This window comes from Pseudomonas solani (assembly GCF_026072635.1).
Taxonomy (GTDB): domain Bacteria; phylum Pseudomonadota; class Gammaproteobacteria; order Pseudomonadales; family Pseudomonadaceae; genus Metapseudomonas; species Metapseudomonas solani.
Genome location: NZ_AP023081.1, coordinates 4,288,759 through 4,302,046, shown reverse-complemented (window position 1 = coordinate 4,302,046; position 13,288 = coordinate 4,288,759). Strand labels below are relative to the sequence as shown.

Genomic DNA, 13,288 nt, shown 5'->3' with positions numbered 1-13,288 from the left:
GAATCAGCTATCCAGTAGGTCGCGGGCAAGGGCCTGCAGTTTACGGGTGAGCGGCCCGACCGACCAGTCGTGACCCGCGAAGCGGCGCACGGGCCAGACGCCGTAGAGGCTGTTGCAGAGGAAGACTTCATCGGCCGTGAGCAGTTCCTCGTAACCGATGTCGCGCACCTGGGTGACGATGCCCTGGACAGCGGCCTGGTCCAGCAACTCCGCGCGCATCACCCCGGCGACCCCGCTGCGCCCGAGATCGGCGGTCAGGAGCACACCCGCGCGGACTATGAAGAGGTTGCTGAAAACCCCTTCGATGACCCGCCCGGAAACGTCGCGCATCAGGCCTTCGGCGAAGCGCGCATCCTGCCACTCGGCACGGGCCAGAACCTGCTCCAGGCGATTGAGATGCTTGAGCCCGGCGAGCAGCGGCTGCTCGGCCAGGCGGGTGAGACAGGGGAATAATTCGATGCCCTGCTCGGCGTGACCTTCGGGATAGGCGGGATAGGGGCTGCCCATGAGGATGCGCCGCGGCGGCGTGCCTGGCAGTGCATAGCCGCGCAGGCCATCACCGCGGGTCACCATCAGCTTGGCGACGCCCTCGTCGAGCTGGGCAGAGAACGCCAGCAGCTCCTCACGCACGAGGTCGAGATCAAGATCGAAGGACAAACGCCGCGCGCCTTCGGCAAGGCGCGCGAGGTGACGGTCCAACAGGCCGGGCCGACCGCCGCGTACGGCGATGGTCTCGAACAGGCCATCGCCGTAGGCCAGGCCACGATCCTTGAGGGACAGCGACCCGGCCGGGCGGCCGTCGACCCAGCTCTGCATCAGTCGGCGAACCGACGGAATACCAGGGAGCCGTTGGTGCCACCAAAGCCGAAGGAGTTGGACAGCACCACGTCGATCGGCATGGAGCGGGCTTCGTGGGGCACGAAGTCGAGGTCACAGCCCTCGTCCGGGTCGTCCAGGTTGATGGTCGGCGGCGCCACCTGATCACGGATCGCCAGCACGCTGAAGATCGCCTCGACGGCACCGGCCGCACCCAGCAGGTGGCCGGTCATGGATTTGGTGGAGCTCACCGCAACCTTGTAGGCGTGGTCGCCGAACACGCTCTTCACCGCCGCTGCTTCAGCCTTGTCGCCAGCCGGAGTGGAGGTGCCATGGGCGTTGATGTACTGCACCTGGTCGCCGTTCAGGCCGGCATCACGCAGGGCATTGTGCATGCAGCGGGCGGCACCGGCGCCGTCTTCCGGCGGCGAGGTCATGTGGTAGGCGTCGCCGCTCATGCCGAAGCCGACCAGCTCGGCATAGATGGTGGCGCCACGGGCCTTGGCGTGCTCCAGCTCTTCGAGGACCAGCGCACCGGCGCCGTCGGACAGCACGAAGCCATCACGGCCACGGTCCCAGGGGCGGCTGGCTGCAGCCGGGTCATCGTTGCGGGTGGACAGTGCACGGGCAGCACCGAAGCCACCCAGCCCCAGGCCACAGGCCGCCATCTCGGCGCCACCGGCGACCATCACGTCAGCTTCGCCATAGGCGATGTTGCGCGCGGCCATACCGATGCAGTGGGTGCCGGTGGTGCAGGCGGTGGCGATGGCGTAGTTAGGCCCCTGGATACCCAGGTGGATCGACAGGAAGCCGGACACCATGTTGATGATCGAGCCCGGCACGAAGAACGGCGAGATACGCCGCGGCCCCTGCTCGATCAGCGATTTGCAGTTGTTCTCGATGTTGGTCAGGCCACCGATCCCGGAGCCCATGGCAACGCCGATGCGCTCACGGTTGGCATCGGTTACTTCCAGCCCGGAATCGCGCATAGCCTGGAAGCTGGCAGCGAGGCCGTACTGGATGAACAGGTCGAGTTTGCGAGCTTCCTTGGCGGACAGGTACTGCTCGACATCGAAGCCCTTCACCGAACCACCGAAACGGGTGGTGTAGGCGGAAAGGTCCATATGCTCGATCAGGCCGATGCCACTGCGGCCAGCCAGAATTCCTTGCCAGCTGTCAGGAACGTTGTTGCCCAGCGGCGACAGCATGCCCAGGCCAGTGATCACGACGCGTCTACGCGACACAGCGCTCTCCTCTATTTTTTCTACACGGCGGTTGGATGACGCTTAAAGAAAAGCCGCACGACCTTGGAGGTCGTGCGGCTTTTCCGAGTCGGGAATCGACGATTACTTATTGCGCGTGCGCGTTGATGTAATCGATAGCTTCCTGAACGGTGGTGATCTTCTCAGCTTGCTCGTCCGGGATCTCGGTCTCGAATTCCTCTTCCAGAGCCATCACCAGCTCAACGGTGTCAAGGGAGTCGGCGCCCAGGTCTTCGACGAAGGAAGCGCTGTTGGTGACTTCGTCTTCTTTAACGCCCAGTTGCTCGGCGACGATTTTCTTGACGCGTTCTTCGATGGTGCTCATACCTTGTTTTCACTCCTATGGAAAAATCCGTGCAGCTTGGGCTGCAGTGTATAGAAAGGGTTTTCCGCATTTCAAGCGGGATGCCAACCCCTCCAGGCCCTGTCTGGACCCGTCCATAACCCAATTGCACTTATGTACCGGATTTTAGACAGCTCCTATGACAGTTTCCTGAAGGGAATCGTCACATTCAGCTCATGTACATGCCGCCGTTCACAGGGATAGTAGCTCCGGTGACGTAGGATGCGCTATCGGATGCGAGGAATGCGACCACCTTGGCGATCTCCTCGGCCTGCCCCAGACGCCCCAGCGGAATCTGCCCCAGCAGTGCATCGCGCTGGGCTTCCGGCAGTTCACGGGTCATGTCGGTATCGATGAAACCGGGTGCCACCGAGTTCACGGTGATGGCGCGGGAGCCGACTTCTCGGGCCAGGGCCCGGCCGAAGCCTTCCAGGCCGGCCTTGGCGGCGGCGTAGTTCACCTGCCCGGCGTTGCCCATGGCACCCACCACCGAACCGATGTTGATGATGCGACCCCAGCGAGCCTTGGTCATGCCACGCAGCACGGCCTTGGACAGGCGATAGAGGCTGTTGAGGTTGGTGTTGATGACGTCGAACCACTCGTCATCCTTCATGCGCAGCATCAGGTTGTCGCGGGTGATACCGGCGTTGTTCACCAGGATCAGCGGCTGGCCGAGGTGCTGCTGGATGTGCTCGAGGGTGCTGGCGACGGACTCGTCATTGCTCACATCGAGCACCAGGCCGGCGCCTTCGACGCCGTTTTCCTTGAGGTATTCGGCGATGCGCTCGGCACCGCTCGGGGTGGTGGCGGTGCCGATGACGACAGCCCCCATGCGACCCAGCTCCAGCGCGATGGCCTGACCGATACCACGGCTCGCACCAGTGACCAGGGCGACCTTACCTTGCAGACTCATAGTCTTCTCCTTGCTCAGGCCAGCGCAGCGCGAGCGGCTGCGAAGGCGTCGGGGGTATCCAGATTGTGCGTGCCAATGCCTTTCACGCAGCGCTTGTTCAGGCCAGAGAGAACCTTGCCGGGACCACTCTCGACCAGCTCGGTCACACCCTGCTCCGACAGGCGAACGATGGACTCCACCCAGCGAACCGGGCTGTACAGCTGGGCCAGCAGGTCACCCTTGAGAGAGCCGAGATCAGCCACGACGGCAGCACTGACGTTCTGCACCAGCGGAATCTGCGGCGCCTGCCAGGCAATGGCTTCGACCGACTCGGCGAAGCGTTCGGCCGCCGGGCGCATCAGCGCACAGTGGGACGGCACGCTGACCGGCAGCGCCATGGCGCGCTTGGCGCCACGGGCCTTGCAAGCCTCGATGGCACGCTCGACAGCAACGGCGCTACCGGCGATCACTACCTGGCCCGGGGCGTTGAAATTGACCGCGCTGACCACGTCACCTTGCGCAGCTTCGGCGCAGGCGGCCAGTACGTCGGCATCTTCCAGGCCGAGGATCGCCGCCATACCGCCCTGCCCCGCCGGAACGGCCTGCTGCATGAGCTGACCGCGACGTTCCACCAGCTTCACCGCATCGGCGAAACCCAGGCTGCCGGCAGCGACCAGCGCCGAATATTCACCCAGGCTGTGACCGGCGACATAAGCCGGGCGGGCACCGCCCTCGGCCAGCCACAGACGCCAGAGTGCGATGGACGCAGTGAGGATGGCCGGCTGGGTTTTGTCGGTCTGGTTCAGCTGCTCTTCCGGGCCCTGCTGGGTCAGTGCCCAGAGGTCATAACCCAGGGCCTCGGAGGCCTCGGCGAAGGTATCCAGGACCAGCTTCTGCGAAGCGCCGTGCTCGGCCAGCATGCCCAGGGACTGGGAGCCTTGACCGGGGAAAACGAATGCGAGGGATGCGGACATCGGAACTATTCCCTTGTTTGCCTTGATCGATGTACAGGAACGCCGGGCATAGCCAAGCGCAACGAACTGACAGTTGGATGACAAGCCGCAGACAGCGGTCACATCCTAGAGCAACAGATCCTCGAGACGCCCATGCAGGCGCTGGGGAAGGTTCTCGCGAATCTCGATGAGGGCGCGTCGTATGGCGCTCTGGAAGCCATCGGAACCAGCGGCCCCATGGCTTTTGACGACGATGCCCTGGAGGCCGAGGAAGCTCGCGCCGTTGTGCCGGGCGGGCGTCAGATCCCCCTGCAGGCGGCGCAGCAACGGCAGCGCCAGGGCGCCGACCATGCGCGAGCCGAAGCTGTCGGTGAACAACGCTTCGATGCGCGCGGAGATCATCGAGGCCAGGCCTTCGCTGGACTTGAGCAGGATATTGCCGACGAAGCCGTCGCACACCACCACATCGGCCTCGCCCCGGTACAGGCCATCACCTTCTATGTAGCCGATGTAGTTCAGACCCTCGGCCTGCTGCAGAAGACTGGACGCCAGCTTGACCTGCTGGTTGCCCTTGATGTCCTCGGTACCGACGTTGAGCAAGGCAATACGCGGGCGCGCCTGCCCGAGCGCCTCGGCAGCGACGGAACCCATGACAGCGAATTGATAGAGGTGCTCGGCACTGCAATCGACGTTGGCGCCGAGATCCAGCAAATGGCAGTGCCCCTTGGCCGTGGGCACGGCGCTGACCATCGCAGGCCGATCGATACCCGGCAGGGTCTTGAGCATGTAGCGGGAAAGCGCCATCAGCGCACCGGTATTGCCGGCGCTCACGCAGGCCTGGGCACGACCGGCACGGACCAGGTCGAGGGCGATGCGCATGGAGGAGTCGGGCTTGCCACGCAAGGCCTGGGATGGACGCTCGTCCATGCCGATGACTTCGGAAGCATGTTCGATGGACAGCCGCTGACGATCGACGCCGCTTTCACGGGCGATCAACTCTTCGAGGAGCTGGGCTTGACCAACAAGAATAAGGTGGAGCGAGGGGAACTCAGCCAGGCAGGCGATGCTGGCCGGGACAATGCAACGGGGACCGAAGTCCCCGCCCATTGCGTCAATCGCGATGATCGGAGCGGACAAGGATTACTCGTCAGCGCCCTTGTCGATCACTTTGCGACCACGGTATACGCCTTCCGGGGATACGTGGTGACGCAGGTGTACTTCACCGGTGCTCTTCTCGACGGACAGGGCGTTGGCCTCAAGGGCATCGTGGGAACGACGCATGTCGCGGGCAGAGCGGGATTTTTTGTTCTGCTGAACAGCCATAATTAATTAACTCCTAAACGTTTGGGTCACGCTTTAACTGCGCCAATACACTGAACGGGTTGGACCGCGTCACCTCGTTCTCACTCGGTTCGGGCTCATCAAGCCCTTCCGGCTGCTGGCAATCTTCAGGGTCATGGGCCGGAACAATGGGCAAGGCGAGCAACAGCTCATCCTCGACCAGAGTCAGAAGATCCAGAGGATCCTCACCCACTTCCAGCACGTCATAGCCCTTGGGCAGTGACTCGCTGTCCGCACCTTCCTTCACCACAGCGTACGTACACTCGCTGTGGATCGGCAGTACGACCAGCTCCAGACAACGCTGGCATACCATCTTGACCTCTACATCGATTTCACTGCGAATAATCGCTGCCCTGCGCTCATCGCGCCCGAAAACAAGTTTCGTGCGTACGATGCCTGCAGTGTCGGCAAGCGGGTCGCAGAGTCGCTCAAGACTGGAGAGCTGCAGCTCACCCTGGAGGGTTACGCCGCGATCTGCCATCTTGCGCGGATCGACGTGAGGTGGAATCGGCCCATTCAACATAGGCGCGACATTCTAGGGATGCACCTGTCACCTGTCAAAACAAATTCCGCCCTGTCCGCCACGTGGCAAGGCCTATAGAATTTCCGCTTCCTGACTGGGAGATCAGCATGCCACCACTGGTGCTTGCATCCAGCTCGCCCTACCGCCGCGAGCTTCTTGAACGCCTTCGCCTGCCCTTCACCTGGAGTGCGCCCGCGATAGACGAAACCCGACATCCACACGAGTCGGCCGAGCAACTGGTACGCCGCCTGGCCGAAGAAAAGGCCCGCGCGCTCGCGGACCTGCACCCCGGCCACCTGATCATCGGCTCGGACCAGGCCGCCGTACTGGGCGAGCAGATACTCGGCAAGCCCCTGGAGTTCGAACGCGCCCGCAGCCAGCTACTGGCGGCCAGCGGCACCAGCGTCACCTTCCTCACCGGCCTTGCTCTGCTGAACACACGCAGCGGCCGCTGCCAGGTGGACTGCATCCCCTTCACGGTGAACTTCCGCTCCTTGAGCGAAGCGACCATCGAGCGCTACCTGAACATCGAGCAGCCCTACGACTGCGCCGGCAGCTTCAAGGCCGAAGGGCTGGGCGTGAGCCTGTTCCGCTCCACCCAGGGCGAAGACGCCACCAGCCTGGTGGGCCTCCCCCTGATCCGCCTGGTCGACATGCTGCTCGACGAAGGCCTGGAACTGCCATAACGAAAAAGCCCGGCATCAGCCGGGCTCTTCCTTATATATAGGCAGCGACGGGATCAGCGCAGAGCCGGACCCTGGAACCCCATCCACAGCGCCAACCGCTCGGCGACACTGGCCCCCAGCCTCTTGGCGAAACGGTCGAAAGGCGTCTCCTGCTTGGTGTAGTCGACGATCTCCTTCTCGCCAATGACCTCGCGCGCCACGTAACTGGTGCTGCCGAGCTTATCCACCAGCCCCAGCTCCAGCGCCTGCTCGCCCGACCACACCAGACCAGTGAACAGCTCGGGATGCCCCTCGACCTTCAAACGGTCGCCACGCCCCTTCTTCACGCTGTCGATGAACTGCTTGTGAGTGGTATCCAGCACACCTTGCCAGAACGCAGTCTCATCAGACTTCTGCGCCTGGAAGGGATCGAGGAAGGCCTTGTGCTCGCCGGAGGTGTAGACGCGACGCTCCACACCCAGCTTGCCCATCAGCTCGACGAAGCCGAAGCTCGCCGCCGTAACACCGATGGAACCCACCAGGCTGGCCTTGTCGGCATAGATCTCATCGGCCGCACTGGCAATGTAGTACGCGCCCGAAGCACCGAGATCAGTGATCACAGCGTAGACCTTGATATCCGCATGCTCGCCACGCAGACGACGGATCTCGTCATAGATGTAGCCGGACTGGACCGGGCTGCCGCCCGGGCTGTTGATACGCAGGACGATGCCCTTGGTCTTCGTATCCTCAAAGGCCGCGCGTAGGCTGCCGACGATATTGTCGGCGCTGGCAGCCTCGCCATCGGCAATCATGCCCTTCACTTCGACCAACGCAGTGTGGCTTTCGCCGCGAGCCGCCGTCTTCTGCAGATCGAAAAGCGGAGAGAAGAGCGCCAAGGCCACGAACAGATAAAGGAACGTCAGCACCTTGAAGAAAATGCCCCAGCGGCGGGACCGTCGCTGCTCCTGAACCCCCGCCAACACCGCCTTCTCGAGCAACTTCCAGCTCTTGTCATCGCCACTGCCCGCAGGCGTCGATGCCTTCCATTCATCCGACATGCAGATCCACCTTCATAGAGTGTGTATTCGCACCACCGGCGAGCCAGTAGCGCAATTCATCGAAACATTCGATCGCCAACCTCGGCGATTCGCGACGCAGGACATCGAGAGACTGGGCACCGTAGCCGACCGCCACTGAATCCATACCGGCGCGATGAGCCATCTGCAGGTCGAAGGGCGAATCCCCCACCATCAACGCCCGCCCAGCCTCCACGCCGCAATGCGCAAGGATCTCATGCAGCATGCGTGGATCGGGCTTGCTGGCCGTCTCGTCGGCGCAACGGGTGATATCGAAGTAATCCAGCCAACCACGCCCCGCGAGGACATGATCGAGCCCTCGCCGACTCTTGCCGGTAGCGACCGCCAGCAGGTAACCCTCATTGCGGAAACCCTCCAGGGCCTCCAGCACACCAGGGAACAGCGCTGACGGCTGCACCTCCAGCCGGTTGTAATGAGCCCCGTAAGCCGCGCGGTAGCGTTCGACCGAAGACGGATCGACGAGCTCTGGATAGAGGACACGGATCGCCTCAGGCAGACCGAGGCCGATGATGCCCTTCAGCGCCGACTCATCCAGTTGTGACAGCCCGCAGGTCTCAGCGGCCACCCGCAGGGACTCGACGATGCGCGAAATGGAGTCCACCAGGGTGCCATCCCAATCGAACACCAATAGACGGTAGTCAGGCACCGAGGCGCTCCAGGGTCTCCTCCCACATATCATCCACCGGCGCCTCAACCCGCAGCGGCGTGCCGTCAGGCAACACCAGGGACAGCGCATAGGCATGCAGGAACAGGCGCTTGCCGCCCAGCTCCCGGATTTCGCGGGAGAACTCTTCGTCACCGTACTTGGGGTCACCCGCGATAGCGTGCCCGGCATGGCGGGTATGCACGCGAATCTGGTGGGTGCGCCCGGTAATGGGGCTGGCCTCGACCAAGGTGGCGAACTCACCGAAACGGCGCAGGACGCGGAACTCGGTCAGCGCCTCCTTGCCCTCGTCATTGACCTCGACCATGCGCTCACCGGAACGCAGGTTGTTCTTCAGCAGCGGCGCACTGACCTTCTTCTTCGAGGTCGGCCAATTGCCACGCACCAGCGCCATGTAGCGCTTGTCCACCCCATCACCGCGAAGGGCTTCGTGGAGATGGCGCAGCATGCTGCGCTTCTTCGCGATCATCAGCAGGCCCGAGGTGTCGCGATCCAGCCGATGCACCAGCTCCAGCTCCTTGGCGTCCGGCCGCAACTGGCGGAACGCCTCGATCACACCGAAGCTGAGCCCGCTACCGCCGTGCACGGCAATGCCGGCCGGCTTATTGAGGACGATCAGCCCCTTGTCCTCATAGACGATGGCGACCTCGAGCCGCTCCAGCAGCCCCTGAGCGACAGGCGCCGCCTCGTCACGCTCGGCAAGGCGCAGCGGCGGAACGCGCACCACATCCCCGGCCTGGAGCTTGTACTCAGGCTTGATCCGCCCCTTGTTCACCCGTACCTCGCCCTTGCGCAGAATGCGATAGATCAGGGTCTTGGGCACGCCTTTGAGCTGGGTACGGAGGAAGTTGTCGATACGCTGGCCGGCATATTCCGGCGCAACCTCAAGCAGCTGGACGCCGGAGGTTGGAGAAGAGGGAGTAGTCATGGCGGGCATCATAGCAATTTTTGATGGATTTGAAGCACTTAATGATTGCTGCTATAGTCGCGAACGCCGCCAAAAGCGGCCGTGCTCCGGATGATCGCCAAAACTGCCATCCCAGACACGTGCAACCCATTCAGGACGTCAGGCCGTCCGTCAGGATATTTCGCCGCACAGTGCGCGGATATCTGGAGAAAAACGCCTTGAGCCATGACGCGCGGCCAACCCCTGAGGGGCGGTCACGTAAAATGCAACCCGCTACGGATTCTGCGAGCGGCACCCGATTTTCAAGGGACAAGTGTAGGGTGGAGATGCACAACCGTCGGACTGCGTAGCAAACGCTTCAATCAAGACGCTTTATCTCGTCCGCTACCGATGGCTGATTCCTCCTCCTGACAACGTGCTTCTGTTACGACAACAGCAAGCAGGAGACGTCGTCGCGACCCCGGCCCTACTGGCCTGATGTCGCTGGACACGGGGGTGGCATGCCACCCCTGACGCGCACCTGACACCGACCGCGAGAGTCGTGTGTGCCGATCGCCGTTTCCGGCAGCCCCGGAAACCGACGGTACTACATGAAAAGAATGCTGATTAACGCAACTCAGCCCGAAGAGTTGCGTGTTGCCCTGGTCGACGGCCAACGCCTGTACGACCTGGATATCGAGTCGGGCGCCCGTGAACAGAAAAAGGCCAACATCTACAAAGGCCGCATCACGCGCATCGAGCCCAGCCTCGAAGCCGCATTCGTCGACTTCGGTGCAGATCGCCACGGCTTCCTGCCGCTGAAAGAAATCTCCCGCGAATACTTCAAGAAGTCCCCCGAAGGGCGCGTCAACATCAAGGACGTGCTCAACGAAGGCCAGGAAGTCATCGTCCAGGTCGAGAAAGAAGAACGTGGCAACAAGGGCGCAGCCCTGACCACCTTCATCAGCCTCGCCGGCCGTTACCTGGTACTGATGCCGAACAACCCGCGCGCGGGCGGCATCTCCCGTCGCATCGAAGGCGAAGAGCGCAACGAACTGCGTGAGGCCCTGAACGGCCTGAACGCACCGGCCGACATGGGCCTGATCGTTCGCACCGCCGGCCTGGGCCGCTCCAGCGAAGAGCTGCAGTGGGACCTCGACTACCTGCTGCAACTCTGGAGCGCCATCAAGGAAGCTTCCGGTGAGCGCGGCGCCCCCTTCCTGATCTATCAGGAAAGCAACGTCATCATTCGCGCCATCCGCGACTACCTGCGCCAGGACATCGGCGAAGTACTGGTCGACAGCGTCGAAGCCCAGGAAGAAGCCCTGAGCTTCATCCGCCAGGTGATGCCGCAGTACCAGAACAAGATCAAGCTCTACCAGGACAGCGTTCCGCTGTTCAATCGCTTCCAGATCGAGAGCCAGATCGAAACCGCCTTCCAGCGCGAAGTGAAACTGCCTTCCGGCGGTTCCATCGTCATCGACCCGACCGAAGCCCTGGTGTCCATCGACATCAACTCGGCGCGTGCGACCAAAGGCGGCGACATCGAAGAAACCGCCCTGCAGACCAACCTGGAAGCGGCCGAAGAGATCGCTCGCCAGCTGCGCCTGCGTGATATCGGCGGTCTGATCGTCATCGACTTCATCGACATGACCCCGGCCAAGAACCAGCGTGCCGTGGAAGAGAAGGTCCGCGAAGCCCTGGAAGCCGACCGCGCCCGCGTACAGGTCGGCCGCATCTCCCGCTTCGGCCTGCTGGAAATGTCCCGTCAGCGCCTGCGCCCGTCCCTGGGCGAGAGCAGTGGCATCGTCTGCCCGCGCTGCAACGGTCAAGGCATCATCCGCGACGTCGAGTCCCTGTCGCTGGCGATCCTGCGCCTGATCGAAGAAGAAGCCCTGAAGGACCGCACCGCCGAAGTCCGTGCCCAGGTACCGATTCCGGTTGCCGCCTTCCTGCTCAACGAGAAGCGCAACAGCATCACCAAGATCGAGCTGCGCACCCGCGCCCGCATCGTGATCCTGCCGAACGATCATCTGGAGACCCCGCACTTCGAAGTGCAGCGTCTGCGCGATGACAGCCCGGAAGTCATGCACGGCCAGTCCAGCTACGAGATGACCCCGTCCGAGAGCGAAGAGCAGCAGCCGCCCGCCGCCACCCGCACCCTGGTTCGCCAGGAAGCCGCCGTGAAGACCGTGGCCCCCGAGCGCCCCGCTCCGGCCCCGCTGGCTCCGCCGACCGCCGCCGTCGCCGCTGCCGAACCGAGCCTGTTCAAAGGCCTGGTGAAGTCGCTGGTAGGCCTGTTCGCCGGCAAGGAAGAAGCCCAGCCCGTCGCTACCGAGCAAAGCGCCAGCGAGCGTCCGGCCCGCAGCAGTGACGAGCGCCGTAACGGTCGCCAGCAGAACCGCCGCCGTGACGGCAGCCGTGAAGGCCGCCGCGACGAAGAGCGCAAGCCGCGTGAAGAGCGTCAACCTCGCGAAGCCCGTGAGCCGCGCGAACCGCGTGAACCTCGCGAAGGCCAGGAAAACCGCCGCGAACGTGGCGAGCGTCCGCCGCGCGAAGAGCGTCAGCCTCGTGAAGACCGCGCCCCGCGCGAAGCCCGTGAACCCCGCGAAGAGCGCGCACCGCGCGAGCCTCGTGAGGAGCGCCAGCCCCGCGAAGAGCGTCAACCCCGTGAGGAGCGTGCACCGCGCGAAGCCCGTGAGCCACGCGAGCCGCGTGAACCTCGCGAAGGCCAGGAAAACCGCCGCGAACGTGGCGAGCGTCCGCCGCGCGAAGAGCGCCAGCCCCGTGAAGAGCGCGCCCCGCGCCCCGAGCAGGCTGCCGCCGAGGCCAGCGAAGAAGAACTGCTGAACAACGAAGAGCTGCTGGATGATGCCGATGGCCAGGAAGGCGCCGAAGGCGACCGCCCCCGCCGCCGCTCCCGTGGCCAGCGTCGCCGCAGCAACCGCCGTGAGCGCCAGCGTGAAGTCGAAGGCGAAGAAGGCGAGGAAGGCAGCGAAGAGGCCAATGTCGATGGCAGCGTCCACGCCGCCGTTGTCGTGACCGCCGTCGCCGCAGAAGTCATCGCCGAGCAGGTCGAAGGCCAAGCGAGCAGCGAGCCGACCCAGGTCGAAAGCGCCGCCAGCGAAGCCCCGGTCGCAGCCCCTGCCGCCGAAGCCGTCGCCCAGGAGCAGGAACCGGTCGAAGTGATCGAGACCAGCGCCCCTGCCGTGATCGAAAGCGAAGTGTCCGTCGTGGTCGTCGAGCCGGCTGCCGAAACCGTGGTCGAAGCCCCCGTAGAGACCGCTCAGGTCGCAGAAGTGGAAGCACCGGCTCCGGTCGTGGCCCCTGTTGTCGAAGCCGAACCGGCTCCTGCCCCCGCGGCAGCACCGGTAAGCGCCGGCGGCCGTGCACCGAACGATCCTCGCGAAGTCCGTCGCCGTCAGCAGGAAGCCGAGCGTCTTGCACGCGAAGCTGCCGCAGCCCCCGTGGTAGAAGCCCCGGTGGTTGAGGAAGCTGCTCCGGTCGTGGTTGAAGTCGCCGCCGAGCCGGTGGTGGAAGCCCAGCCCGAGCCCGTTGCTGAAGCTGTCGTGGAAGCCCAGGAAGTTGCGGAAGAGCCCAAGGTCGAAGTGACCGAGGCCAGCACCGAAGCTGCCGAAGCAACCGTCGCTGACGAAGCGAAGGAAGAGGAAGAAGCCAAGGACGAGTCCAAACCGACCGTCTAAGGCCCTGCCTGAATGAACAAGGGATGCCTCGGCATCCCTTTTTCTTTGGCACGAGAAAAGTGCCCGCCCCGCCCACCGTCCACCGCAACCTGCGCCCCCTCCTCCCCTCACTGCACCGCAAATGAAAAAGGGACGCCTGAGC

13 protein-coding genes are annotated in these 13,288 nt (G+C 63.7%); 2 read left to right on the top strand and 11 right to left on the bottom strand.

Annotated features, from left to right (window positions below; all coding sequences use genetic code 11):
• Nucleotides 1–3: 3 nt before the first annotated feature.
• The 8 genes from pabC to PSm6_RS19590 form a co-directional block, all read right to left on the bottom strand.
• Complete coding sequence (pabC, locus tag PSm6_RS19625) at nucleotides 4–816, bottom strand: aminodeoxychorismate lyase (RefSeq protein ID WP_021217607.1); 813 nt, start codon at nucleotides 814–816, stop codon at nucleotides 4–6.
• Nucleotides 816–2,060, bottom strand: coding sequence for a beta-ketoacyl-ACP synthase II (fabF, locus tag PSm6_RS19620; RefSeq protein WP_031287073.1), 1,245 nt, complete (start codon nucleotides 2,058–2,060; stop codon nucleotides 816–818). Before fabF ends, pabC begins: the two co-directional genes overlap by 1 nt.
• Before the next feature lie 106 nt (nucleotides 2,061–2,166).
• On the bottom strand, nucleotides 2,167–2,403 hold the full coding sequence (gene acpP, locus PSm6_RS19615; RefSeq protein ID WP_016493661.1) for an acyl carrier protein: 237 nt from the start codon (nucleotides 2,401–2,403) through the stop codon (nucleotides 2,167–2,169).
• Nucleotides 2,404–2,590: 187 nt separating this feature from the next.
• On the bottom strand, nucleotides 2,591–3,334 hold the full coding sequence (gene fabG, locus PSm6_RS19610) for a 3-oxoacyl-ACP reductase FabG (RefSeq protein ID WP_021217609.1): 744 nt from the start codon (nucleotides 3,332–3,334) through the stop codon (nucleotides 2,591–2,593).
• A 14-nt stretch (nucleotides 3,335–3,348) separates the two neighbouring features.
• Nucleotides 3,349–4,287 (bottom strand): ACP S-malonyltransferase, encoded by a 939-nt coding sequence (gene fabD, locus PSm6_RS19605; protein WP_265168007.1) that lies wholly within the window; start codon nucleotides 4,285–4,287, stop codon nucleotides 3,349–3,351.
• Between the two features lie 105 nt (nucleotides 4,288–4,392).
• The gene (gene plsX, locus PSm6_RS19600; protein ID WP_081672074.1) at nucleotides 4,393–5,403 is read right to left on the bottom strand and encodes a phosphate acyltransferase PlsX; all 1,011 of its coding nucleotides are present in this window, start codon (nucleotides 5,401–5,403) and stop codon (nucleotides 4,393–4,395) included.
• Between the two features lie 3 nt (nucleotides 5,404–5,406).
• On the bottom strand, nucleotides 5,407–5,589 hold the full coding sequence (gene rpmF / locus PSm6_RS19595; RefSeq protein ID WP_013791824.1) for a 50S ribosomal protein L32: 183 nt from the start codon (nucleotides 5,587–5,589) through the stop codon (nucleotides 5,407–5,409).
• A gap of 13 nt (nucleotides 5,590–5,602) precedes the next feature.
• Complete coding sequence (locus PSm6_RS19590) at nucleotides 5,603–6,130, bottom strand: YceD family protein (protein WP_021217612.1); 528 nt, start codon at nucleotides 6,128–6,130, stop codon at nucleotides 5,603–5,605.
• Between the two features lie 107 nt (nucleotides 6,131–6,237).
• Here PSm6_RS19590 and PSm6_RS19585 point away from each other — a divergent pair, with 107 nt between their 5' ends.
• Nucleotides 6,238–6,816 carry a Maf family protein gene (locus tag PSm6_RS19585; RefSeq protein WP_265168006.1) on the top strand — a complete coding sequence of 193 codons (579 nt, stop codon included), beginning with the start codon at nucleotides 6,238–6,240 and terminating at the stop codon, nucleotides 6,814–6,816.
• Nucleotides 6,817–6,869: 53 nt separating this feature from the next.
• Here the strand turns inward: PSm6_RS19585 and sppA are convergent, their stop codons facing one another.
• Genes sppA through rluC form a run of 3 tightly spaced genes read right to left on the bottom strand, consistent with a single transcriptional unit; the run spans nucleotide 6,870 to nucleotide 9,484 of the window.
• Entirely contained in the window at nucleotides 6,870–7,853 is a 984-nt protein-coding gene (sppA, locus tag PSm6_RS19580; protein WP_265168005.1) for a signal peptide peptidase SppA, read from the bottom strand.
• A complete protein-coding gene (locus tag PSm6_RS19575; RefSeq protein WP_265168004.1) occupies nucleotides 7,843–8,538 on the bottom strand; it encodes an HAD-IA family hydrolase in 696 nt (231 codons plus the stop codon). The genes sppA and PSm6_RS19575 overlap by 11 nt, the downstream gene beginning before the upstream one ends.
• Complete coding sequence (gene rluC / locus PSm6_RS19570; RefSeq protein WP_265168003.1) at nucleotides 8,531–9,484, bottom strand: 23S rRNA pseudouridine(955/2504/2580) synthase RluC; 954 nt, start codon at nucleotides 9,482–9,484, stop codon at nucleotides 8,531–8,533. The genes PSm6_RS19575 and rluC overlap by 8 nt, the downstream gene beginning before the upstream one ends.
• A 569-nt stretch (nucleotides 9,485–10,053) precedes the next feature.
• Between rluC and rne the strand changes: the two genes are divergently transcribed.
• Complete coding sequence (rne, locus tag PSm6_RS19565) at nucleotides 10,054–13,146, top strand: ribonuclease E (protein WP_265168002.1); 3,093 nt, start codon at nucleotides 10,054–10,056, stop codon at nucleotides 13,144–13,146.
• The last annotated feature ends 142 nt before the right edge of the window (nucleotides 13,147–13,288 follow it).

Bases quoted from the DNA above. Each gene is read 5' to 3' on its own strand.
- fabG (WP_021217609.1), bottom strand. From the start codon at position 3,334: ATGAGTCTGCAAGGTAAGGTCGCCCTGGTCACTGGTGCGAGCCGTGGT.
- PSm6_RS19585 (WP_265168006.1), top strand. From the start codon at position 6,238: ATGCCACCACTGGTGCTTGCATCCAGCTCGCCCTACCGCCGCGAGCTT.
- acpP (WP_016493661.1), bottom strand. From the start codon at position 2,403: ATGAGCACCATCGAAGAACGCGTCAAGAAAATCGTCGCCGAGCAACTG.
- rne (WP_265168002.1), top strand. From the start codon at position 10,054: ATGAAAAGAATGCTGATTAACGCAACTCAGCCCGAAGAGTTGCGTGTT.
- pabC (WP_021217607.1), bottom strand. From the start codon at position 816: ATGCAGAGCTGGGTCGACGGCCGCCCGGCCGGGTCGCTGTCCCTCAAG.
- rpmF (WP_013791824.1), bottom strand. From the start codon at position 5,589: ATGGCTGTTCAGCAGAACAAAAAATCCCGCTCTGCCCGCGACATGCGT.
- rluC (WP_265168003.1), bottom strand. From the start codon at position 9,484: ATGACTACTCCCTCTTCTCCAACCTCCGGCGTCCAGCTGCTTGAGGTT.
- PSm6_RS19590 (WP_021217612.1), bottom strand. From the start codon at position 6,130: ATGTTGAATGGGCCGATTCCACCTCACGTCGATCCGCGCAAGATGGCA.
- sppA (WP_265168005.1), bottom strand. From the start codon at position 7,853: ATGTCGGATGAATGGAAGGCATCGACGCCTGCGGGCAGTGGCGATGAC.
- fabD (WP_265168007.1), bottom strand. From the start codon at position 4,287: ATGTCCGCATCCCTCGCATTCGTTTTCCCCGGTCAAGGCTCCCAGTCC.